Here is a 22,618-nt window from a genome sequence, read left to right on the forward strand (position 1 = left end):
CCCTCTTCAAATGGCGGGAAACAGCGATTTCTGATTATCGTCGTTGATGATACGCGGAGATTTGCGCGCCAAATCGGCCTTGATCCGTTCATCTTCAAGGTCGCTGGCGCGGATCTGGTAGGGCGCGCCGCGCATGACCTGCTCGGCTGGTAATATGCCGTCCCTGACGAACCGGCGGATTTTGACGTGCGACACGCCAAGCTTCGCGGCCGCGTCCGACATGGTAAGCCACTCGCCGTTCTTGTCGGAAGACCGATAGCCGCTGATCTTGTGCACCGTGCGCAGGGATTGGACGCGTCGCGCCGTCCAGGTCTTTCCCTGACCCGTCTTCATGCCCATGCGGTTGAGTGTGGCGGCGATTTCGGCATCCGACCATCGCGTTGCCATGGATCGCATGACCGCCAGAGCCTCCTCAGGCGTACTCTGGCCATGCTCTCCGGATTTGGACTTGCGAACCCTTACCTGGGAATGCTGGCCCCCATGCCAATGGATGGTCAGGATCACATCGCGCGCGTCGTCATCGACGTCCGCCACAATGTCCTTGATGAGCGCGCGCAGCAGTTGCTGACGGAACCGCATATCGACACCCGGCGCATTCCAGGCGGCTTCGAGATCCTGGGCGAGGCCGGTGAAGTCAGGGATCGCGTCGACAGGCTCCATACGCTGGACTTCACTGAGCCGGGCCTCGCAGGTCTCCACGCGCCTGAGCCTAGCTTCCCAGTTCCTCTCGAGCTGGGCCGCTATAAGCCGGTTCTCCGGGTCGCAGGCGGCGTAGCGGCGCTCGGCGAGCGATGCCTCATAGCGTGCCTGCTGCAGGTCCATCTCGATCATCTGCCGCCGCCTGGCTTCGCTCTCCAGCTGCATCTGTTCAGCCTCCAACGCCGCCTCGATCGCCATCGGCGCAACCGCCTCCAAGGCTTCGCGGGCCACCGCCGCATCGGTGCGAAAGCCGTTGAACGACATGCATCGCGCCTGCGCCATCATGGTGTTCTCGCAACGATAGACCGGGTAACCTTGGCCACGTCCGGCATACGTGACAACCAGTCTTCGCCCGCATCGACCACAGGAGAGAAGACCCGGGAGCAACGCGCGACCGCCGCGGCCCGACTTGACGCCGCCGGCTTTGCCATAGGCGTTGGCGGCGAGAAGTTCCTGGTTCCGTTCGTACTCGCTCCATCCGATATAGCCTTCGTGATGCTCCTTGAGCACCACCGCCCAATCGCTGGCCGGCTTGTAATGACCATAGCTCTTGCGGACGCGGCCATCCACGATCTCGGTGCGCTTCTCGCTCTTACCATAGACATAAGCGCCGGCGTAGAACGGGTTCTTCAGGACGGAGATCACGTTGCGGTAGCGGACCGGAACCCAGGCGAAGGACACCATCTTCTTGCCGTCGGAGGGTCTGGGGAAATGCACGCCATCGTCGATCATCGAGATCAGGACCTGGCGGGCACTGCCGAGTTCGCGGAAACGCGCGAATATCAGGCGAATGGTCTCCTGCAGGCGTATATCGGGATCGAACCCGAGACCGTAATCCCGGTGCCAGACGTAGCCGAAGGGCACAGAGATGCGCAGTTCGCCGCGCTGTGCCTTGGCGCGGTCAGCTTCGTACATGCGAGCACGCAGCACCCCGAGTTCGAACTCGCTTATGCTCCCCTTCATGCCGAGCAGCAGGCGATCGTTCGGCAGTCCCGGATCGTAGACTCCGTCCAGATCGATCACCCGTGCATCGACTTCGCCGCACAACTCGAGCAGCCGATGCCAGTCCGGTCCGTTGCGAGACAGGCGGGACGCCTCCAGGCAAAGCACAGCGCCCACATGACCGGTGCACAGATCGTCGACCAGGCGTTCGAAACCGGGACGTTCCACAGCTCCACTTGCGGTGCGTCCCAAGTCCTCGTCGATCACCTCAACCTTGCGGAATCCCCAGCGCCGCGCGACGTCGACCAGCTCATATTGCCGACGCTGGCTCTCAAGATTGAGCTGCACTTGCGCCTGCGTGGACTGACGTACATAGACAACGGCCTTGCGCTTGAGGATGGTGGCCGGAATCAGATTACGGCTCGTCATCGCGGCTCTCCTCCGTCACGATACCGGCGGCGGCCATCAGCACATTGGCGAGCCGGGCGATCACGATCGTTCGTTGCGCTGCGCTCAGCCCGACTAGCTTGTGCGAGTCGAGCGCATGCTGAGCTGGCGAACGATCACGAGAGATCGTGTCGGTGGCGGCAAGGTTCTCATTTTGAGTCTCCCCGATGATGAAACCATCCGGAGAGCCTCGCCGGAAACGGCGCTGGATCAAGAGCTTGTTCAGTTCAAGCAGTGCAGCAAGCGACGCGCGCGGGGAGCCCAGATCCATTGCTGCGCACGGGACTTCGACCTCCTGCCCAACATGGGCAGAATGACCCCGAGATTGCGATCGGACGGATCGAGCGTTCGACGGTGTTGCTGTCGATCTCGATGCGGCCGTCGTCAAGGAAGTGCGAGAGGCCTTCCCAGCGTGAGAGCGTGTAGCGGATTGCCTCTGCGAGCTTGGTCTTCTGACTGATCAGGCCGAGCTTCTCACGCAGCCAGGGTTCGAGATCGGCGACGATGGCGCGGCTTTTGTCCTGACGCATCGCGCGGCGCTCGTTGGCCGATCGGCCACGGATGTCATCCTCGATCTTGTAGAGTTCGGCGATCCGTCTCAGCGCGTCACTGGCGATCGGCGCGGGACCGGCTGCTGCCAGTTCATAAAAGCGCCGACGGACATGCGCCCAGCAGAAGGCGAGCGTGACGCCGCTTTTGTCGGCCAGCACGCGATAGCCGCCATAGCCGTCGACCTGCAAGATTCCGGTGAAGCCTGCGAGATGAGCGATCGGACGCTCGGCCTTTCGGTCCGGCGCATAGACATAGGCGACGCCCGGCGGGTCGCTCCCCTCCCATCGTCGGTCATCGCGGGCATAGGCCCAGAGTTGACCTGTCTTAGTCTTGCCGCGGCCGGGATCGAGCACCGGCGCGGTCGTCTCGTCGGCGAAGAGTTTTGCCGAGGACTTCAGCTTGCCAAGCAGCCGCTCATGCACCGGACGCAGGTGCCAGGCGGCGCGGCCGACCCAGTCGGCGAGCGTAGAGCGATCGAGATTGATACCCTGCCGGGCGTAGATTTGCGCCTGACGATAGAGCGGAAGGTGATCGGCATATTTTGAGACCAGCACCTGGGCGACCGTTGCCTCGGTCGGAAGACCACCCTCGATCAGCCGGGCCGGCGCCGGAAGCCTGAACCACGACGTCCTCGCAGGCGCGGCAGGCATATTTGGGCCGGCGCACGACGATTACACGCAGCTGCGCCGGAACGATGTCGAGCCGCTCGCTCACGTCCTCGCCGATCCGATGCAAGCCATTGCGGCAGCATGGGCAGGCATGGTCCTCGATGTCGACGACCATCTCCACGCGCGGCAGATGGGGTGGCAGCGCGCCCCGGTTGGCCCGGCGCCTCGTGGCCTTTGCTTGCCGCTCGGCGGGAGCAGATTGCTCCTTCTCTTCCTCACCGGCGGCCTCGATCTGCTCCGCCTCTTCGAGCCCCAGCAGCAATTGATCCTCGGGGAGCGTCTCGGCACGCCGGCCGAAGCGGTGACGCTGCAATTCCTTGATGATCTGAATCAGACGGGCATTCTCGACGTCGTGCGCCAGGACCATCGCCTTCAGCGCGTCCGGATCGTCGGGAAGCTGGTCAGCCGTCATCGCCATGAACGGATCAGACCATATTCGCCGACAGCCCGCGACAGCGGAATCTAGGCTGATTCACTTCGTCGCGGGTCAGCCCGCCTGGGCTGGCACGCGGGTCCGGCGCGCCTCATGGACTCGCCGCCAGTCGAGACCTTCGAGTAGCGCCGAGAGCTGCGCGGCCGTCAGCCGCATCATGCCGTCATGCACTTTCGGCCAGCGGAACTCCCCATCCTCCAAACGCTTAGCAGGCAAACCCCGGTGCCATCCCAGAAGATCAGCTTGATCCGGTCAGTCCGCTTCGCCCGGAAGACGTAGACGGCCCCGCTGAACGGATCGGCCCCCATTGTCTCTCGCACCAGCGCCGCCAATCCCTCCGCACCCTTGCGGAAGTCGACGGGCTTCGTCGCCACCATGACCTTGACCGCACCCGTCGGCCCGATCACGACGTCGCCTTCAGCGCGCGGATCACTGCGGCCACCGTCTTGGTATCGGCGCCCCGGCCGACGCGCATCGCGATGCCGTCGATCTCAAGCTCGATCATGCCGGCATCTCGGGTGGCTTGCCGTTTCCGCTGCTTCGGTGAACGGCTGGCTGCAGGTTCCGCCGCCGCCACAACCGCCGGCACAAAGGCAGGAGAATCTTGCTGCACCGAAGCGGCCTGTTTGCGCGCTTCGCGGCGCCAGGCGAAGACCTGCTGCGGCCTGAGACCATAACGGCGGGCGACCTCGGAAATGATCGCATTCGGCTCCAGCGTCTCTGCGATGATCCGCGCCTTGTCATCCACCGACCAGTGACGCCGACCGCCGGCACCGTTGATCACCTCGAAACGCCGAAGCTGCCGCTCCGGGTCAAGCGTAAGGTCAAGTCCAGACACAAGCCGATCTCCGATCCCAATACAGGATCGGCAACCTCACAGATCGCGACCACTCCCGAAAGGTGGTCCGGAAACACCGCTCTGATGTCCGCTGTCAAGGTTTGGAACGCATGAGGTCGCCCGATCCGAGGAACGGCTGCTCATTCTGATGATCGCGCATGGGTGGGGAGGCGGAACTGAAGGACGTCGGTGATCAAGCTCTGATGCGCGGGTTGGCTACCGCATTCCCGATTGTGCGTCCGGGGCTGTTCCTATCTTACTGCGGGCGTCGGTCGATTTGCCGGCCACAAAGCGTCTGACGGGCATTCCCCTGCCGTGGTCCCGCCTCCGCCCATGCGCGATATGTGCGCCATCGCGGCGAGCGATCAGGTGACGCGCGCCTCCCTTGCGACTGCCCACATAAAGCCGACCAGTTCACGGGCGATCGCGGTGCAGACGACCGTTGTCCGTTTGCCCCGAGCGCTCAGCATGCGGTAGCGGGCTGTCAGGCGGGACTGCGCCTTCCAGGCGATCTCACGCACCTTCGGTGACGCCTGCTCCAACCGGTATAGCTTCGCCTTCCCGACCTTGGGCGGATGTCGATAGGTCCAGGCGCTCTCGACCAACATGTGGCGAACCCGACCGTTGCCTGCCTTTGTGATGCCGCCGCGCCGGACTGTCTCCCCGGTTGAGCGCTCGCCGGGGACCCGACCGAGATATCCCATGAGCTGGCGTGGGCTTTCGAACCGGCTGGCGTCGCCGACTTCGGTGACGAACGTCACGGCGACAATTAGGTCTACCCCACGCAATGTCTGAAGCGCCCACACGATCGGTGCCAGCGACCAGGCCGGGACGAACTCTTCGATCACACGCTCCAGCCGCTCGACCCGCTCTTTCGAGACGCGCACCGCCTCGACCATCTCCTGGAGTGCGATCTGATGCGCGGGATGATCGAACCTTGTTCCTGAAGCCAGCGTAGATAGCGCATCGTCCAGCTCTTCTTTCGCGGATAGCTACGGCCGTGCTTGAGCATGAATGCGCTCACCTGCTGGCGATGGACCCGCAGCGTCTCGACCGCGCCCGCCCGCGCGCGAACAAGATCCCGTATGGACTCGTGCCCTTCATCGGGAACCCACACCGCGGTCAGCTCGCCGGCGCGCAATAGTCGGGCAAGGGAAATGGCGTCTCGACGGTTCGTCTTCACCCGATCGCCGGGCTTCCTTGGTATCAATGATGGTGCAACCACGGTGCACTCGTGCCCGAGCGACCGGATCAGGCGATAAAGGCCGTACCCGGTCGGCCCAGCCTCATAGCAGAAATGCACGTAATCAAAGCGGCTGGCGATCCGGCCTATGACCCGCCGCATGCTGGTCGCCGACGCGTCGACCTCACCGAAGAACCGAACCTCTCCTTCCCGGCCTGCCTCCGCAATCGCAATAGCGTTCTTAAGCTTCGCAACATCGATTCCGACAAATGCTTCTCTATAATCCGCCACGGCTCGTCCTCCTGTGGTGAGGATCGGCTCGGCCCGTCCGAGCAACCCTCGGACGCGCAGTGTAGGGCGAGCCACCTCATCGGCAGAGGCGGACATACGGTCTTACTGTCAAGACGCTGACGACCCAGAATCGCCGGGCGCTGCTGACGGCCCTCAAGTCGCTTCAGGAAAAGGCCATCGCCATCGAGAACGACATCCGTGGCCTGTTTCGTAACTTCGGTCTCAAAGTTGGCATTGTCGACGGCCGGCAAATTCGCGGATCGCATCCGGGACCCTTCCGGTGACATTCCGGAACTCGAGACATCATGGAGACGTTGCTCACCGCCCGTCGGAAACTTTGCGAGCAGTTCACGGTGCTACACGAAAGACTGTTGTCGATCGTGAGGGGTGACACGGTTTGCAGGCGGTTGATGACCGTGCTGGGCGTCGGCCCTATCGTTGCACTGGGTTTCAACGCCACGGTCGATATTCCTGCCCCCTTCAGGAATTCGAAGGACGTGGGGCCGTATCTCGGTTTGACGCCGCGGTTACATCAATCAGGCTAGGATAATCGCGTCGGCAGGTCAGCCTAGGAAGCTTGAATGGGATTGACTTCAACACGCCGAATAGACAAGTCCAGGCATTTGGTGGAGCGGATTGAGAGTGAAGCGCTCGGGCTGGGAAGCCCATGCCTTGCAGATGAACTCGTAGGGTGAGACCTTTGAGGGCCTTCAGCCTGCGGCCGAAATTTGTAGGCCGCAACAAAGTCGGCAAGATGCCGACGCAGTTGGTCATGATCGTCGTAGTGGAAACGCTTGCCCGTCGCGTCCTTGATGGTGCGGTTCATTCGCTCGACCTAGCCGGTGGTCCAAGTATGCTTTGGCTTCGTGGTTCGAAGCACAGCGCGACGATGCGGCCCCCGAACGTGCTTGCGGGCTTCCTGGCGCCGCGACGAGCGCTTGCAGGCGCTGACGGTCGCTGGCCAAAACGGTGAAGGGGGATGCTATTGCGCATGCATCTAACTCGCACGCCAAACCGCAAAACGGAATCCCGAAATCGGACTCTTTTGATCCGATCAATCCACTATGAGACGCCGATTCCGAAATAGCGGGTGTGGGCGACATTGAGGATGCGATTGATCAAGCTTACGAAGCTGTGTCCGCCGGCCGTTGCAGCTGTGCCATAACTGGAGTGTATACCAAGGGCCGGCACCGAGTTCATCTCTAGGACAAACGGTTGGCCTGAGCGATCGATCCGGAAATCGACGCGGGCATAGTCCCGGCAGTGGCAGGCACGGAAGGTCGCAACCGAAATATCCCGTAACATCGTCTCAAGCCCGCTCTCGATTTTCGCCGGGCAAATCTTGGGCACCGCTGCGGCCGCCACGTACTTCGCATCCCAATTCATAACACGCGTTTCGCGGTCACCGAAGTCCTGCTCCACTAGAGGCAAAACTTCGGGCTCCCCGTTTCCGAGCAACGCAACGCAGATTTCCCGCCCCTCGATGTATTCCTCCACTAGCGCATCCTGAGCATGCTGCGTGACGATCACTTCGACGGCCTGCCGCAACTTAGAGTGTTCATGTATGATCTGCAATCCGAAGCTGCAGTCCTCCTCCCGCGGCTTCACTACCACTGGGAATCTCAGGTCGCCGGTGTTCTCGGTGCCGCGACGCATCACGCGAAAGTTCGGAGTCGGCACGCCCTGATCGCGGATGAGCATTTTGGTAATGACTTTGTCTCCCGTCAGCCCAATCCCGAAGGGGCTACATCCAGTGTATGGAACACCGGCCATCTCAAGCATGGCAGGAACATGAGTGTAACGCTTTTCGCCCTGAATTCCCTCCGCCAAGTTGAAGACCATTCCCGAGGGGCGACCTTGCGGATCAGGTGGCATGAACCGCTCGAGACTGGCGAGCAGTCCTTTATCGCCTTCACACACTACCGTCTCGTGGCCGCCCTCTTGAAGTGCCGCCACCACATCTTCCAACGTGCCGCTATGCGGCCAAGGCTGCGGCGGCTGCGGACAAGGCTGACCGAACCGGTTAATCACACCGTTGAAATCACTGTTCGTTACGATGGCTACTCGCATGAGCTATCTCCTTTGACGTTTGTCTGCTGTCACGAAACCAATGAAAACTGGATGGAGGCCAACCGCTATATCAACATTGACGACCTGCACGAGTACAAGAGGCTCGAAGCACCATGGCTGACCCTTTTCACAACCCCCTCCACAAACATAGGTCCACCACCCGGTTCCCTCTCCGGTTCCCGACCCTTTCCGCTGGCGGTGCTCTTTTTGCCCAAGTAGCTCGAAAGACGGCGAGTTGGGTTGCGGTACCATCAATAAAGCCTTATGCAGGGTTTATGCCAAAACAGATGATAACCGGCGGATGAGAGCGCTCCGACGCGAAATGATCGCTTCAAAAACCGTGCCAACCTCGCAAAATGCACGTCGGCCAGTGCTTTGAGTTTGATATCAAACTTACGGTCATATCAGGTACTAAACTGGCCCGCACAACCACTATGTCGCAGGCGCGACAAAATCCGACAGAGATCGTATCCCAGGGGACGAGCGGCGACCCATCCGCAGTCTTTTGACGCTCGCCGGTCCCTTACATCGAGCCCTGGCGTCCAGAATTGAAGTTGGGCGAAGGCGATCCGCATAATCGTATGCCCGGCCTGGCCGGCTTCAACGTGCGAGCGCTGCAGCAGTTTCAACAATGATGGCGAGTCGGCATAAATCTTCTTGAGAGGCTGGCGCTTAATCCCGGAACAAACGCGGCAATCAGCACTTCGCCTTGCTCATTTCGATGACGGCCATAGTGTTATTGCGCGCTTCAAAAGCTGGACAGCGATTCCGCTAATTCCCGGACAGCGTTTTCACAAAAGTCCGACAGTTCGTCGAGGTTGGTCCTCGGCAGCCTGGTTGCTGTAGGGCTGATTGATTTCGGTGTTCTCGGAGTCGGTCAAGAGGGCCGAGGCTTTTTTCTTCGGATGCTCTCGCCCTGAAGGGCGATGCGGTGTGCATTGTGCACGAGCGGTCGTGTATAGCGTCGGCGACCGTGCTGTCGTTAATAAGGTCGTGCCAGCTTGCCACGGGGACCTGGGCGGTGATCAGGGTGGATTTTCTCTGATAGCGCTCCTCGACGATTTTCGAAGAGGTGGAAGCGCTGCTGATCGGAGAGAGCATGGTTGCCGAAGTCGTCGTGGATGAGCCAAGTGGACACGGGTGAGCTTGTCGATGAGGCGGGGAAAGGAACCATCGATGCGTCGCTCTCGAACAGGATAACAGTGCGGCTTCGGAAAAGTCCGGACAGGCTTTCCGGTAATCTCAATGATGAGATCCGCGCCCGCCGTTCCAAAAAAAGGTTCGGCACGAAGCCCGCATTTTTTGCACTGGGCTTACGGCGTGCTGATCCACTGTTTCGTCATTACTATTCCCGAGCCTTGCAACCGAGCCGGAAGCGTCAGGCGAATGCAGGATTCCTGCGCTCGTAGAGCGTCCCAGCTTGGTCAGCACAACCTGACGATACGCGCCATCTTGGCGGCAAAGGCATTTGACGCAGCTGAATTGTCACGATCAGACGGCAGTTGGATCCTCATTGGATGGCCAGTGTTGCAAAAATCACAGGCTGGAGATCGGACTTGCGCCCTGGTGAATTTCCGCCACCGCATCGGGGTCGGTCTTCAACCCGGCAACTTCGACTTCCCAATTATAATAGAGACCGCGGCCGGGGCTTTGGCGGAGAGGGTCAGTCCTGGCGATGCCTCTCTCGAGCCGGCCTACATTGCAGCTGCCAGGCGGTTGGTTGAGCGCGGAGCCGTCGCGATAACCAGGGACTGCGGCTTCAGTATCTGGTGCCAGGCTGCACTGGCCACGTCTGTCAAACTTCCCGTGGCCATGTCGAGCCTGCTACTGGCGCCCACGCTCCTCCGGCAGCTTCCGGCCGGCGCAAAGCTCGCCGTCTGGCCGCAGACTCAAGACACTGCGGCGAAGAGCTGCTGGGCATGGATTCATCCGCAGGGGCAAGAGTAGCCATCGGCGGCATCGAAGGTAATACGCGGCCGGCTAGTGTTACCGAAATGGAGTCCCCGGGTTGCAGTCTGTGTCGCGACTTCGCGCCGCACATCCCAAGATTGACGCACTCCTATTTGAATGTACATTGTCCCCGATGGTGACGTCAGCAATCCGTCGTAGGACAGGACTGCCCATCTATGACGCCGCGCCCCTTTATCGAATGACATTCGCGTCCGTGGCTTGACCGCTTGGAGGCCGTCAGGTGCTTGAGCGCGGCAGTCTCAAGTTTTAAGGGGTGGCAGCGTGGAATCTGCTCCTCGCGAAAGAAGGAAGCCCCAGGCGACTTTCGATCGTATATGCCGCGGCTAGGACGGAGGTGTCGGAATAGCGCGCGCCGACCAGTTGTAGCCCGACGGGCAGCCCTTGATCATCCAGGCCCGATGGAATCGATGCTGCTGGTTGCTGGGTCAAGTTGAAAGGGTAGGTGAAGGGCGTCCAGTCCACCCACCCCTTGTAACTATCATCCGGCACATTTCGCCCGACGGGGAACGGCGCGATAGGCATCGTCGGTGTGACCAAGAGATCGTAATTTTCGTGGAACTTCGCCATCAGAGCGGAGAGCTCGAACCGCATCGCCTCAGCTTCCTGAAATTCGGTAAGGGTGATCTTCAGCCCGCGTTCGGCACCTTCCAGAAAGCCAGGATCTAGTAATTGTCTTTGCTGTTTGTTCATTCGTGACACAATACGGGCGGCGCCAGCGAACCAGAATGTAGAAAACACCTCCACCGGATCCGCAAATCCCGGATTGACTTCGGCCACCTCGGCCCCAAGAGCTCGAAGCTGGTCGATCGCATTATCGGTAACGTTTTGGATATCTCGCGCCACCTTGACATAGCCGAGGTTCCGACTGTAGCCGATCCGCAGGCCCCTGATGGTGGTCTTTGCTGGATCGGGGTCGAGACCTAGGTACGCCGGACCCGCATAGCCATCGCGAGCGTCCTTTCGTGCAATCACATTCATCATCAGGATCGCATCCGCAACGGTGCGGGTCACCGGCCCCAAATGAGACAGCGTTGTCATGGCGCTAGCTGGCCATTGCGGAACGATGCCGAAGGTTGGCTTGAAGCCGAAGGTCCCCGTGAAGCTCGCCGGTATCCGGATTGATCCCCCGCCGTCGCTACCCTGATGAAGAAAGCCAAGGTTGAGCGCAGCCGCAACTGCCGCCCCTCCCGACGACCCGCCTGGTGTCAGGTCAGGATTCCAGGGATTGCGGGTGATCCCGTAGACCGGGCTGTCTGTTACCCCTTTCCAGCCAAATTCTGGAGTGGTTGTCTTGCCCAGGATAACGCCACCGGTCTCACGGATACGGGCTGGAACAGGGGCGTCTTCAGTCCAGGGTCCCTCGGTGCTGCCGGACAATGAGCCACGTCTTGTCGGCCAGCCTCGTGTCAAGGTGAGGTCTTTGATGGTGGCCGGAATGCCATCTAGTACTCCGGCTGGTTCCCCCTTCATCCATCGACCCTCCGAGGCCCGGGCAGCAGACCTGGCCCCTTCGTGGTCGACGAGGCAAAATGCGTTCAGCGCCGGGTTGTTGGCGTCGATGCGGCTGAGACAGTCATCGACGACTTCAACAGGCGAGAGCTGCCGCCTTCGGTAGAGTTCCAGGCATTCGCACGCCGACAGACCCTCAAGAGATGTTGGCACGGATGAACGAGTTTTCATTTTACGAGGTCCGCTACATTCAAGCCTGGCATAAGACGGCAGTTATTCATTCGTTCTGCGGCCCTTGTCAGACCGATCATCAAGACGTCGGACGGGATCCCAACGTGTTCTCTACGAGCTTGATCCAGTACGATGTTCCATAAGGAATCGCCTCGTCGTTGAAATTGTAGGCAGGGTGATGCAGGCCGGCGCTGTCACCGTTCCCGCACCAGACGAAAGCACCCGGCCGCGCCTGCGCCAGGAAGGAGAAATCTTCCCCCCCCATTACCGGTGGCGTCTCGAGCACATTGTTTTCACCGGCCACGCCCTTGGCCGCGCTTCTCGCAAGGTCGGTCTGCTGGACCTCATTGAAGAGAATTGCGTCGAAGCTCTGAAATTTAATATCTATCTTCGCGCCGGTTATCTGGGCGATGCCGGCGACCACTTCGCCCACCCGCTCCTTCACGAACTTGCGCACCTCCGGCTTTAGCGTCCGCATGGTGCCCACCAACTCCGCTGTTTGCGGAACGACGGGGACTAGTCTCTGCCCGGACTGGAACTGGTGGAACGAAATTCCTGCCGAGTCGACAGGGTCAATGTTCTGAGCCAGGATATGCTGCAGGGCCGTCACAAGCTGAGCGCCGACCAGAATCGGATCGATGCATTCATGAGGCCTTCCAGGGTGCCCCCCTCGCCCTTCAATGCTAATTTCTATGCTATCAGTTGCCGCCATCACTGGACCTTGCCGGATTCCGAAGACACCTACCGGCAAGCCCGGACGATTGTGCATTCCGTAGATGTGCTCGATGCCGAACCGCTCCATCAAACCGTCATCTAGCATGGCAACGGCGCCGGTACCGATCTCCTCGGCAGGTTGGAAGATCATGACCGCCGTTCCAGCGAAATTCCGAGTATCGGCAAGATAGCGCGCGGCACCCAACAGCATCGCGGTGTGGCCGTCATGCCCACACGCATGCATCAAGCCCTTGTTCTTGGACGCATAGGGCAGATCGGTCGCTTCGTTGATCGGCAGCGCATCCATGTCAGCGCGCAATCCGATAACCTTTGGGTTACCGTCGCTCACGACGCCGTTGCCCTTGATGACGCCAACGACGCCGGTTTTGCCGATGCCGGTCGCGACGGCGTCGCAGCCGAATTCGCGCAGGCGCTCGGCGACAAATGCCGAAGTACGGGGGATGTCGAAGCCCAGTTCGGGATGTGCATGGATGTCCCGGCGCCAAGCCACTATCTCGGGGAGAAACTCTGCGACGCTATTGAGAATTGCCACGGGGACTTTCCTTTCTTGCCGGTTGCAGGCGAATTTCACGCTTTGTCCTTGCGAGAGCCGGGAGACCCGTTTCCGCGCTGCCGGGAGCACAGCATCCTCTGTGCGACGTAGGCACCCCAGCTATTCCGCCGACTGAAGCCGCTCCAATTAGCCGGGGACCGACAATCCTGAATTCCGCTCCGCCCAGAATGTAGCAAGTGCCAAAGAGCTTGGTTGCGCGAAGGGCGCCTTGGTCCCGCAGAATATCATCGTTTTTTGGTCATTGGCGCATAACACCTGCAGGCTGAGAGGAGGTGCCCTGGTATATATGCGGGACCATTCAAAATAGGACAGCCGACATTCAGAAGTGCGGGACAACTGCGACCCGCGGAAGGCGCGTGGTGGTTGCCTGGGCGGGCTCTTTTGAAGGCTACTCTTCAGCAATTGGCAGAGCAAACGACGCCTTGATCCGATCCATTACAACGATTGTCTTGAACCCCTTTACTTCAAGATGTTCGTAAAAAAAACGACGGGTAAACGCCTCGTACTCGGCCATGTCCTGAGCAGAGACCGTAATAATAAAATCCGCTTCACCCGTAACGTAGTAAGCGTTCATGATCTCAGGCGTCCGCCGAATTGCCTGCTTGAAACGATCGATGATATCGGCGCGATCGCGCTCGAGAGTGATGGATACCAGCAGGAGCAGGGGCCGACCGACGGCTTCCGGTGAAACTATGGCAACGTCCGCTTCGATGACGCCAGCGTCTCGAAGTCGCTTTAATCTCCGCTGACAAGCGGTAGCCGATAGTCCGGCAAGTTCGCCCAATTCCTCTGTCGTAAGGCGATTGTTGCGCTGCACGACGTTGAGAATCTTCCGGTCAATTCGATCCAGATCCATTCACAATCTCTGCTCATGATGATATCGGCCAATGCCAAGGCCGCCAGTCCGTACGTCCAAAATGTAGCAAGTGCCAAACGCCCTCTCGGCGCTAAAGTCGGTCCAAGTCGCAGAAAATCGGCGTTTCTTTCGCCATCTGCGCACAATACCGGCATAGTATAACTATCTGAGGGGTGCCGCTGAATCGATGGGCGTTGCTGGTGAGCAGTTGCGGGCCAGCGCAAGAACGGCAGATTCGATCGGGTGGGGGCGATCCCCGGTCGAAAAGATCCTACCGATCTCGTTGCTCAGGCGCAGAAAACATGAGTTGCAGCACGCTCGCATCAGTTCGAGGCAAGCGTGTTAGGGAGCGACATCACCAAGGGTGTCGGCGTTGCAGCATAAATCGGAGACCATGAGAGTCAGGCTATGAACCGGCCCCGGCTTTCGGATGCCTTACGGCCCTCGCGCGTCGGCCGCGAGTGAACTATGATCCGCATGGGTGTGGGGCTGGAGGAGAAGGTCGTCGGCTCAGTCAGGCTAACGTCGCTCCAAGCACTGGTAAGAAGCCCTATCCGCGGTCTGAGAATTACCCAAATTGATCTCTCGTGAGGCAGTTGTTGCAGCTGCATTCCGTCGAGACGCTTCAGTGATCCGCGAGAATGGCTCGCGATCTCTGCGTGAATCGCGGTTTGGCGCAGGAATGCGGCGTGGGAGACCGAATGTTAGACCAAAGTCGGCACGAGCACCGTGTAAAATGGGCAGGTCAGCGCAGACCAGTCTGGCGGCATTCTTACCCTTGCCGGAACGATCGCCTGAACAAGGTAGCTCAACCGCCGTCCGCACTCCCAGGAGAGAAAGCCATATGCTTCCCTTGGACATCCTCCGAAAGGAGTTTCCAGCCACAGCAAACGCCATCTACATGGATGTCGCGAACCAGGGCCTCATATCAAGCACAACATTGGCTTCAATCGAGCCTCATTTGAACAATCGGCTGCATGGCCTAAACGACGAAGAAAGAATGCTCGAACACGTCGAGCGTACTCGCGCTAGGTTCGCACAATTTATCAATTCAGATCACGATGAAATTGCAATTACCAAGAATGCATCGGAAGGCATCAACATCATCGCTAATGCGATCGATTGGAGAGATGGAGACAACGTCGTTCTATGCCCAAAATTGGAACACGCAAATAATATCTTGCCATGGATTCAGATCAGAGACCGCTACAATGTCGAGTTGCGAGTCGTAGAGCCGGATAACGGCTCAATTCCCCCTGATGCATTCGTAAAGGCGATTGATTCTCATACCCGCGTTGTTGCCTTGGCGACGGTGACGATGGTTCCGGGGTTTCGGACCGTCATGGAGCAGATATCCGAAGCCTGTAGGCACTACGGTGCATTTCTTTTGGCGGACGCGACGCAATCTGTTGGGATACTCCACACCGACGTCAATCGACTTGGCGTAGACGGTGTAGCAGTGTCCACTGTGAAGGGTTTGATGGGTCTTTATGGATCGGGTTTTTTATATTGCCGTAAAGAATGGGCCGATCGGCTGAGCCCGGCCTATCTTGCGCGCTTCAGCGTAGATTTCGGAAACGCGCCAGAATCAGCTCCGGTACCTAGTTTTGTAAAGTTGCGCTCTGGCGCGCCCCGCTTTGATATCGGGCATTACAACTTCCCTGGCATGTTGGCTGCATATGCATCAATGGGCCAGCTACTTGATATCGGAACCGAGGCGATCGACCAGAGCGTTACCTCACTCGCAAAACGTATGGCCACTGGTCTCTTAGATATCGGGCTTCCGGTCTGCGGCGGGCCACCAGGCGCTCACACTGGAAGTATCGTAGCCGTTGGCGATTCCAGCGATCTTGTTGAAGGGCGCCCAGTCGACGCCCGCATTCGGTCGCTTCACGAGCATTTCACGAAGAACGGGGTAATCGTCTCAATACGCAGAGGCATGCTCCGGTTTTCCCTGCATCTTTACAACACCGCCGATGAAGTCGATCGCGTAATCAATCTGGCCAAGAGCTGGTCGAAGTAAGAGCGACACGGCTAGTTCATGCACACAGGAGAGTACATGTCGACCCAGAGCGCCGAGACTATCGGACTTCTCCAAGATCTTATAAAGATCGAGAGCATCAATCCATCGCTGTCGCCAAAAGGTAGTGGAGAGCAAGGTGTAGCCAAGTTCCTCGAGGGTTTTTGCAAGGAGCGGAAGCTGGCTTACGGGATACAGGAGGTGGCCGATGGTCGCTCGAATTTCCTGACCTGGGTACCTGGGAAAGAACCCGATAGGCGTATTCTATTCATTGCTCATATGGATACCGTTCCTATCGATAGGTGGGAATCAGATCCATTCTCGGGTGAGCAACGGGACGGGCGAATATATGGGCGAGGTAGCTGCGACACAAAAGGCTCACTTGCAGCTATGTTGATTGCGCTTAGCTCACTTGGTGAACGGCAGCCCCGGGCCACGGTTGTTGTGGCAGCCAGCATTGACGAAGAGTACCGCAAACTTGGCGCCCGCGCTATAGCCGATTCCGGTGTCGCTTATGAGGGTGCGGTAGTCGGTGAACCCACCGAATTAGAGCTCGTTGTAGCTCACATGGGTTCTGTCCGCTGGCAAATCGAGGTTCAGGGTGTACCGGCTCATACGTCGAAGCCTCATCTCGGAGTGAACGCGATCACGGGCATGGCCAAGGTGGTATTGGCACTTGATGAGCACCATCGATCCCTTGTGTCTCGGGCGCAGCACCCATTGGTAGGGTCATCACAGCTGACCGTGAGCCTCATCGAAGGAGGTTTGGAACTTACCACTGTACCGCCGGTATGCCGTATCTGGGTCGATCGGCGTCTCATACCCGGGGAGCGGCCGCAGGACGCGTTGGCGGAGGTAGAAAGCATACTGGAAGGCCTTCGCCAGGGCGAAGACAAGATCAATGTTCGGTCATTGCTTCCCGCATTGGAAGACCCGCCTCCAATCAGTTCCGGGTCGAGCAAAATTGCAGCAGTCGCAGGAGCGGCTTGTGCCCACGTCGCGGGGACCGGAGAGCAGAAGGGAGCCACCGGCGGCTCGGATGCAAATCAGCTGTCATTGGCTGGGATCCCGTGTGTGATTATCGGACCCGGGCGTACTGCCCAAGCCCATACGAACAACGAGTTCGTTGAAATCGATCAACTGACCAAGGCTGCTGATTTGTACCAGAGAATCATGCTCACATATTAGGAGTGGCCGGCCTGATGGGGGTGCTCAAACCCCGTCCATTGGGCCGCGGACGCCCCGGATGCTGCATGAGCGTGGCGGCCGCAACGTCCCGATCTTCGCTGGTCTCGTCGGCGCTTCCCACGTAGATCTTGCCGCCCGTGCTTGAAATTCTGTTGCGACAGGCAGAGTGCGTCTTCACCATAGGGAGGGCATGATCTTCCACCGGAGACGCAGAGCCACCGAAAATTTGGCGCTCATATGCGGATAACGTACGGCAAGTGCCTAGGAAATGCAGATTTTCCGCGACAAGAAGAAATCCTCGGGGAAAACAGCCTCTTGTGACGTGATACGAAGAGAAAGTATGCGGACAGGACGAATGCCTGATCCGTTCGAGGAATGCCTGTTTTGAAGGACTCGACGAGATGAAATATGAGAAGCCATTTCCGCCCGAGGAGTTTCGGCGTCGTGTTCATGACGTGAAGCAGCGGATGGAGCGAGCGGGGCTGGACTTGCTGATCTGCCAGGATCCCGCGAATATGTATTGGCTTACCGGCTTTGACGGCTATTCGTTCTACGTGCCTCAGGTGGTCTTAGTGCATCTCCAGTCGGACATGCCCCTCTGGTTCGGACGTTTCGTCGATGTAAATTCCGCTTATATAACGACGGATCTGCCTAGAGAAAATATAAGCTCATTTTCCGATCATAGACTTCAACATCCAGAATTACATCCATTTGACGATCTTTGCGAGCTTATCAATTCGCGCGGCTGGGGATCTGATCGAATCGGTGTCGAGCTTAACGCCCACTTCTATACTGCCCGAGCACATCAACATCTCGTCAAAGGCCTTCCGAATGCAAAATTCTCTGATAGCCGCGAATTAGTCAATTGGGCACGGCTTATAAAATCTGACCTTGAACTAGTCTACATGAGAGAAGCGGGCCACCTTGCAACGCATACGATGCAGACGGCAATCGCTAACCTAAGGCCTGGAGTGCCGCAACATGAGGTCGTCGCGGAGGTGTACCGGGCCCAGACACGAGGGGTGGACGGTAAATATGGCGACTCTAGCGGTCCTCCTCTTATCCAGACTAGCGAACAAACGAACGCTCCGCACCTCAGTTGGACCGAGGAGCCCTTGCCGACCTCTGGCCTGGTTCTCATGGAGTTCGGCGCCACCCGACGCCGCTACTGTGCGCCGCTGTGCCGCACCGTCCACATCGGAAAGCCACCCGCAGAGGTCTCGCGTCTTGCTGAGGTTATAGTGGAAGGCGGGGATGCTGTGCTCGAGATGGCAAAGCCTGGTACCGTCGTTGAGGAGCTTAATGCGGTGTGGCAAGATATCCTCAAGCGGAACGGGTATATCAAGATAGGCCGCTCCGGCTATTCAATCGGACTCAACTTCCCGCCGGAATGGGGCGAACGCACGGTTAGTATTCGCGCGGGCGACAAGACCATCCTACAACCAGGAATGTGCTTCCATTTTCAGTCGGGGGTTAGGCTCGAAGGGTTCGGCGCCGCCATCTCTGAATCATTTATTGTAACCGAAAGGGGCGGTGAGCGATTGGCAGATGTTGATCGCCGCTTGATCGTCGTGGACTAGGTGATTTGGATGTGACCCAAATCGTTTTGCGATCTCACTGGGTCCGTTCGAAGCCGGTTGAAATTTGTTTCTGCGGCGAGCGGATGAACGGATCTAGCTTAAGGACGGCGCTGTCTGAGAGGTGCGGCATGCCCAACCTCTGGGACAGGAGAATCTCGCCTAGCACATGAGTTCTCTGCATCAGCGGAGATTAAGATCCGTAGGCCGAAATGAGCCACCTGTGACGCGAGCGCGGCGTGAACGTTGCCCCATTCTACAAATGCGCGGATGACGCAAGAGGACTTAGCTTTTGAGGAGCATTGAGGACGAGTTTACGCGCGCCTGAAGCGGGCTCTTGCCAACCCTGCGCGCCGGTGGGAACGCGAGTATGGTCCGCCCCGTCCGTGCAACACGTCGCGACATCAGCACACGTTGTTCCCGATAGATGGCTCGGCAGCGAAGCTCGCCTTTTGCCCGGGGCTCGCTTCATCCTTTTCTGCTGTTTCGTGCGACTTCACCACTTCACCAAGTGAATGTCTGGGTTATCGCGGGGACCTCAATTTCGGGACCCCAAGACCTCCTTCCGAATGAAGTCGTCCGCGATGCCATCGTGTCTGAAGCGGTCGCGGTCACCCTGCACAGTGCCGGACGAAAGTAGCCTTGCGGCGAGTTCCGTCTAAGATTCGAGGCGGTTGCGCCTGCGTCAGTGCGCCTGATCGGTGTCGGTCGAGAACTTAATGCCACGAGGCCAGATCGGGAACTCGGGATCGGGAGATCGGCGCTGGAACCAACTACTTTCCGCGCCGCCGGCGACCAGCGCGACCTTCGCTCGCGGTCGCTAAGCCTCCTGGCAAGTGAAGTTGTGAGCCGTGTCCAATTCTACGCGAATTGGCTGCTGTTTGCAGGAATGCAGCTAAAGGGGCATCAACTGCGCTGCCGATCGGCGCTGTGGCAGCAATAACCTAAAGGCATCAGCATACCATTGGAGTCTTAGATGAGGGGTACGTCAATCACGGCATTACGCAGGCTCAAACGGCCAGACCTTTTGCGTGGTGATGCGTATCTGAACGGCGCCTGGCTCTCCAAATCAGATACTCTTGCCGTGTTTGATCCTGCCAGCGGTGACGAGATCGCTCAAGTTGCGGCTTGCGCAGACGCCGACGTTGACGACGCGGTCCATTGCGCAAGAGCAGCGTTCCTCAAGTGGCGCGACATGCTTCCGTTACAGCGTGGTGCATATCTGCGGAAATGGGCGGCAGGCATGCGGGAGAGCGCCGAAGACCTGGCTGTCATCATAACGGCCGAGCAAGGAAAACCGATTGCTGAAGCCCGCGGCGAAGTTTCATACGCTGCCGGCTTTTTAGATTGGTTTGCAGGGGAAGGGGAGCGGGCTTACGGCGAAACGATTCCCAGCCATCTCCCCGCAAGCAGGCTGGCCGTGCATTTGCAGCCGATCGGGGTGACTGTCGCCATTACGCCATGGAACTTCCCAGCGGCAATGATCACCAGAAAGGCTGGAGCTGCACTGGCCGCTGGCTGCACAATGATTGTAAAGCCGGCACCCGAAACGCCACTGTCGGCCCTCGCGCTTGCCCGCCTTGCCGGGGATGCTGGCATTCCGCCCGGCGTGTTTCAGGTGATCACGGGCGAAGCTCCGCCACTTGCCAAACGGCTGTTGTTGCATACCCACGTGCGTGCGTTCTCTTTTACGGGCTCCACCGAGGTCGGCAGAATCCTTCTCGAGCAATCCGCGAAGACAGTGAAGAAAGTCTCGCTCGAACTTGGCGGCAATGCTCCTTTCATCCTTTTCGGCGATGCGCCGATCAACGCTGCGGTCGCCGGTTGCATGGCAGCCAAGTTCGCGACATCCGGTCAGGACTGTCTCGCGGCAAACCGGATTTATGTGCAGCGAGAGATTTACGAGCATTTTACGGAAAAATTTGCCGAGGCCACCAGTAAACTAAAGGTCGGGCACGGATTGGAGCCAGGTGTCGACATCGGTCCGATGACAAAGACGTCTGGTGCTGACAAATGCAGGCACCAGGTTTCTGAGGCTCTAGCAGCCGGGGCTCGAATGGTAGCAGGCGCACAGCACAATTCGCTTGGCGGGAACTTCGTCACGCCGGCCGTGCTTGCTAATGTGACCGATGACATGGTGATTGCGAAGGACGAAACGTTTGGACCTGTCGCTGCAATCCTGCCCTTCGACGACGAACGGGAGGTGGTCGCGCGAGCCAACAATTCCGAGATGGGACTTGCGGCCTACGTCTATACCCAAGATCTCAACCGAGCCATGCGGCTCTCCGACCGGCTCGAATATGGCATGGTTGCCGTGAATACTCCAAAATTTACGGGGCCGGGCATTCCGTTCGGCGGCTGGAAACAATCCGGCCTTGGTCGCGAGGGCTCAAGGCACGGTCTTATCGAATATCTCGAACCCAAATACCTCTGCATCGGCAACATCGCGGCCTGAAAGGAAGCATTCAATGACCATCAACATCAAAGAGATCACCGAAAAGGACCGCAACTCGGTCTTGCATCCTTTCACTCAGCTTAAAGATTTCGCCACTGGCAAGCTCGGCGACCCAACGATCGTGGTGACAGGGAAGGGGATCCGCATCCAGGACGCGCATGGCAACCAATTTATCGATGGCTTTGCCGGCCTATACTGCGTCAATGTCGGGTATGGCCGCACGGAAGTCGCCGATGCGATCTCGCGTCAGGCCTATCGCTTGGCGTATTACCACTCCTATGCGGCGCACACGACCGACGAGCTTGCGATCCTCTCCGATCGCCTTGTGAAGATGGCGCCGGGCAAGATGAGCAAGGTGTTCTATGGCATGTCCGGCTCGGATGCGAACGAGACCCAGGCCAAGCTTGTTTGGTACTACAACAACCTGCGTGGCAAGCCGACCAAAAAGAAGATCATCTCCCGTGAACGCGGCTATCACGGCTGCAGCGTCGTGTCGGGCTCGATGACGGGCATGAGCTTTTATCACGACCACATGGACCTGCCACTTCCGCAGATTGTTCACACGGGTGTTCCACATCATTACTGGGGCGCAACCCCGGGCGAAACCGAGCGCGAATTCTCCGCTCGCCGCGCCGCCGAGCTTGATCAGTTGATCGAGCGGCTCGGCCCGGACAACGTCGGCGCCTTCATTGGCGAGCCCGTCCTCGGCACAGGTGGTATCACGCCTCCGCCGGAAGGCTATTGGGAAGCGGTACAGACGGTCCTCAAAAAACATGATGTGCTGCTGATTGCCGATGAAGTGATCACAGGGTTCGGCCGCACCGGTTCCATGTTCGGCTCACAGCACTATGGCATCGAGCCAGACCTCATCACGATCGCTAAAGGTTTGACGTCGGCCTACTTCCCGCTTTCAGCGGCAATCGTCGGTGAGAAGGTGTATAAAGTCCTGGAGGATGGAGCCGACAAGGTCGGGGCATTCTCGCACGGCTACACCTACTCTGGTCATCCGATCGGCGCCGCCGCGGCCAACGCGGTCCTCGATATTGTCGAGAAAGAAGACCTCCCCGGCAATGCGCGTGACGTCGGCGCGTTTTTCCAGGCGCAGTTGCAGGAGAGGTTCGCGCAGTTGCCGATCGTCGGCGAAGTGCGGGGCGTCGGTCTTATGGGCGCAATCGAGTTCGTTGCCGATCGCGACAATCGGAAGCGTTTCGATCCGGCGCTCAAGGTAGGTGCGCGAATCTCGAAGGCCGCCCGTGACCGTGGTCTTATCGCTCGGGCCATGCCGCACGGGGACATTTTGGGCTTTGCTCCGCCGCTGGTTACAACCAAAGCTGAGGCGGAGGAGATTGTTGCAATCGCAGAAAGCGCCGTGCGCTCGGTTATGGATGAGCTTGTTCGCGAGAGTGAGAAAATCTGAATGAGTTGGGCCATCTTGTCGTAATCAAGGCGCAAACTCAAGC

15 protein-coding genes and 4 pseudogenes are annotated in these 22,618 nt (G+C 58.9%); 7 read left to right on the forward strand and 12 right to left on the reverse strand.

The features are described from left to right. Nucleotides 1–6: 6 nt before the first annotated feature. From P9217_RS28600 to P9217_RS28625, 6 genes and pseudogenes are all read right to left on the reverse strand, one after another. The gene (locus P9217_RS28600) at nucleotides 7–2,070 is read right to left on the reverse strand and encodes a recombinase family protein (protein ID WP_063169338.1); all 2,064 of its coding nucleotides are present in this window, start codon (nucleotides 2,068–2,070) and stop codon (nucleotides 7–9) included. Next, a complete protein-coding gene (locus P9217_RS28605; RefSeq protein WP_063169337.1) occupies nucleotides 2,057–2,359 on the reverse strand; it encodes a hypothetical protein in 303 nt (100 codons plus the stop codon). Before P9217_RS28605 ends, P9217_RS28600 begins: the two co-directional genes overlap by 14 nt. A gap of 49 nt (nucleotides 2,360–2,408) precedes the next feature. Then, a pseudogene (locus P9217_RS28610) lies at nucleotides 2,409–3,726 on the reverse strand (IS66 family transposase); the annotation flags it as partial. A gap of 69 nt (nucleotides 3,727–3,795) precedes the next feature. Further along, nucleotides 3,796–4,148 (reverse strand): annotated as a pseudogene (tnpB, locus tag P9217_RS28615) (IS66 family insertion sequence element accessory protein TnpB). Then, nucleotides 4,145–4,525: a transposase gene (locus tag P9217_RS28620; protein ID WP_199489649.1), complete on the reverse strand. Its 381-nt coding sequence runs from the start codon at nucleotides 4,523–4,525 to the stop codon at nucleotides 4,145–4,147. Before P9217_RS28620 ends, tnpB begins: the two are co-directional and overlap by 4 nt. Nucleotides 4,526–4,944: 419 nt before the next feature. Then, nucleotides 4,945–6,149: pseudogene (locus P9217_RS28625) on the reverse strand (IS110 family transposase). Between the two features lie 314 nt (nucleotides 6,150–6,463). Here P9217_RS28625 and P9217_RS28630 point away from each other — a divergent pair. After that, a complete protein-coding gene (locus P9217_RS28630) occupies nucleotides 6,464–6,598 on the forward strand; it encodes an IS110 family transposase (RefSeq protein ID WP_224570036.1) in 135 nt (44 codons plus the stop codon). A gap of 48 nt (nucleotides 6,599–6,646) precedes the next feature. Here P9217_RS28630 and P9217_RS28635 read toward each other — a convergent pair. The 3 genes and pseudogenes from P9217_RS28635 to P9217_RS28645 all read right to left on the reverse strand — a co-directional run. Further along, nucleotides 6,647–6,927, reverse strand: a pseudogene (locus tag P9217_RS28635) (integrase core domain-containing protein); the annotation flags it as partial. Nucleotides 6,928–7,115: 188 nt separating this feature from the next. Then, nucleotides 7,116–8,123 carry an ATP-grasp domain-containing protein gene (locus tag P9217_RS28640; RefSeq protein ID WP_063169333.1) on the reverse strand — a complete coding sequence of 336 codons (1,008 nt, stop codon included), beginning with the start codon at nucleotides 8,121–8,123 and terminating at the stop codon, nucleotides 7,116–7,118. A 771-nt stretch (nucleotides 8,124–8,894) separates the two neighbouring features. Beyond that, nucleotides 8,895–9,224: an ATP-binding protein gene (locus P9217_RS28645; RefSeq protein ID WP_272482847.1), complete on the reverse strand. Its 330-nt coding sequence runs from the start codon at nucleotides 9,222–9,224 to the stop codon at nucleotides 8,895–8,897. A 2-nt stretch (nucleotides 9,225–9,226) separates the two neighbouring features. Here P9217_RS28645 and P9217_RS28650 point away from each other — a divergent pair, with 2 nt between their 5' ends. Continuing rightward, nucleotides 9,227–9,532: a hypothetical protein gene (locus P9217_RS28650; RefSeq protein ID WP_164548505.1), complete on the forward strand. Its 306-nt coding sequence runs from the start codon at nucleotides 9,227–9,229 to the stop codon at nucleotides 9,530–9,532. Between the two features lie 808 nt (nucleotides 9,533–10,340). On the opposite strand, the gene P9217_RS28655 is transcribed toward P9217_RS28650, so the two are convergent. From P9217_RS28655 to P9217_RS28665, 3 genes are all read right to left on the reverse strand, one after another. Further along, nucleotides 10,341–11,774, reverse strand: a complete 1,434-nt coding sequence (locus tag P9217_RS28655; RefSeq protein WP_063169332.1) for an amidase — start codon at nucleotides 11,772–11,774, stop codon at nucleotides 10,341–10,343. 79 nt (nucleotides 11,775–11,853) lie between these two features. After that, entirely contained in the window at nucleotides 11,854–13,041 is a 1,188-nt protein-coding gene (locus P9217_RS28660; protein ID WP_063169331.1) for a M20 aminoacylase family protein, read from the reverse strand. Nucleotides 13,042–13,450: 409 nt separating this feature from the next. Next, on the reverse strand, nucleotides 13,451–13,918 hold the full coding sequence (locus P9217_RS28665; protein WP_063169330.1) for an Lrp/AsnC family transcriptional regulator: 468 nt from the start codon (nucleotides 13,916–13,918) through the stop codon (nucleotides 13,451–13,453). Between the two features lie 844 nt (nucleotides 13,919–14,762). On the opposite strand from P9217_RS28665, the gene P9217_RS28670 reads away from it, so the two are divergent. The 5 genes from P9217_RS28670 (at nucleotide 14,763) to P9217_RS28690 (ending at nucleotide 22,575) form a co-directional block, all read left to right on the forward strand. Beyond that, complete coding sequence (locus P9217_RS28670) at nucleotides 14,763–15,941, forward strand: aminotransferase class V-fold PLP-dependent enzyme (protein ID WP_063169329.1); 1,179 nt, start codon at nucleotides 14,763–14,765, stop codon at nucleotides 15,939–15,941. Between the two features lie 36 nt (nucleotides 15,942–15,977). Then, nucleotides 15,978–17,126: a M20 family metallopeptidase gene (locus P9217_RS28675; RefSeq protein WP_063169328.1), complete on the forward strand. Its 1,149-nt coding sequence runs from the start codon at nucleotides 15,978–15,980 to the stop codon at nucleotides 17,124–17,126. A gap of 401 nt (nucleotides 17,127–17,527) precedes the next feature. Further along, nucleotides 17,528–18,706 carry a Xaa-Pro peptidase family protein gene (locus P9217_RS28680; protein WP_063169327.1) on the forward strand — a complete coding sequence of 393 codons (1,179 nt, stop codon included), beginning with the start codon at nucleotides 17,528–17,530 and terminating at the stop codon, nucleotides 18,704–18,706. A 973-nt stretch (nucleotides 18,707–19,679) separates the two neighbouring features. Beyond that, entirely contained in the window at nucleotides 19,680–21,158 is a 1,479-nt protein-coding gene (locus tag P9217_RS28685; RefSeq protein ID WP_063169326.1) for an NAD-dependent succinate-semialdehyde dehydrogenase, read from the forward strand. 13 nt (nucleotides 21,159–21,171) lie between these two features. After that, on the forward strand, nucleotides 21,172–22,575 hold the full coding sequence (locus tag P9217_RS28690) for an aspartate aminotransferase family protein (RefSeq protein ID WP_063169325.1): 1,404 nt from the start codon (nucleotides 21,172–21,174) through the stop codon (nucleotides 22,573–22,575). Nucleotides 22,576–22,618: the final 43 nt, after the last annotated feature.

Source organism: Mesorhizobium sp. WSM4989 (assembly GCF_029625795.1).
Classification (GTDB): Bacteria; Pseudomonadota; Alphaproteobacteria; order Rhizobiales; family Rhizobiaceae; genus Mesorhizobium.

Bases quoted from the DNA above. Each gene is read 5' to 3' on its own strand.
- P9217_RS28600 (WP_063169338.1), bottom strand. From the start codon at position 2,070: ATGACGAGCCGTAATCTGATTCCGGCCACCATCCTCAAGCGCAAGGCC.
- P9217_RS28605 (WP_063169337.1), bottom strand. From the start codon at position 2,359: ATGGATCTGGGCTCCCCGCGCGCGTCGCTTGCTGCACTGCTTGAACTG.
- P9217_RS28630 (WP_224570036.1), top strand. From the start codon at position 6,464: ATGACCGTGCTGGGCGTCGGCCCTATCGTTGCACTGGGTTTCAACGCC.
- P9217_RS28640 (WP_063169333.1), bottom strand. From the start codon at position 8,123: ATGCGAGTAGCCATCGTAACGAACAGTGATTTCAACGGTGTGATTAAC.
- P9217_RS28645 (WP_272482847.1), bottom strand. From the start codon at position 9,224: ATGCTCTCTCCGATCAGCAGCGCTTCCACCTCTTCGAAAATCGTCGAG.
- P9217_RS28655 (WP_063169332.1), bottom strand. From the start codon at position 11,774: ATGAAAACTCGTTCATCCGTGCCAACATCTCTTGAGGGTCTGTCGGCG.
- P9217_RS28665 (WP_063169330.1), bottom strand. From the start codon at position 13,918: ATGGATCTGGATCGAATTGACCGGAAGATTCTCAACGTCGTGCAGCGC.
- P9217_RS28670 (WP_063169329.1), top strand. From the start codon at position 14,763: ATGCTTCCCTTGGACATCCTCCGAAAGGAGTTTCCAGCCACAGCAAAC.
- P9217_RS28675 (WP_063169328.1), top strand. From the start codon at position 15,978: ATGTCGACCCAGAGCGCCGAGACTATCGGACTTCTCCAAGATCTTATA.
- P9217_RS28680 (WP_063169327.1), top strand. From the start codon at position 17,528: ATGAAATATGAGAAGCCATTTCCGCCCGAGGAGTTTCGGCGTCGTGTT.
- P9217_RS28685 (WP_063169326.1), top strand. From the start codon at position 19,680: ATGAGGGGTACGTCAATCACGGCATTACGCAGGCTCAAACGGCCAGAC.
- P9217_RS28690 (WP_063169325.1), top strand. From the start codon at position 21,172: ATGACCATCAACATCAAAGAGATCACCGAAAAGGACCGCAACTCGGTC.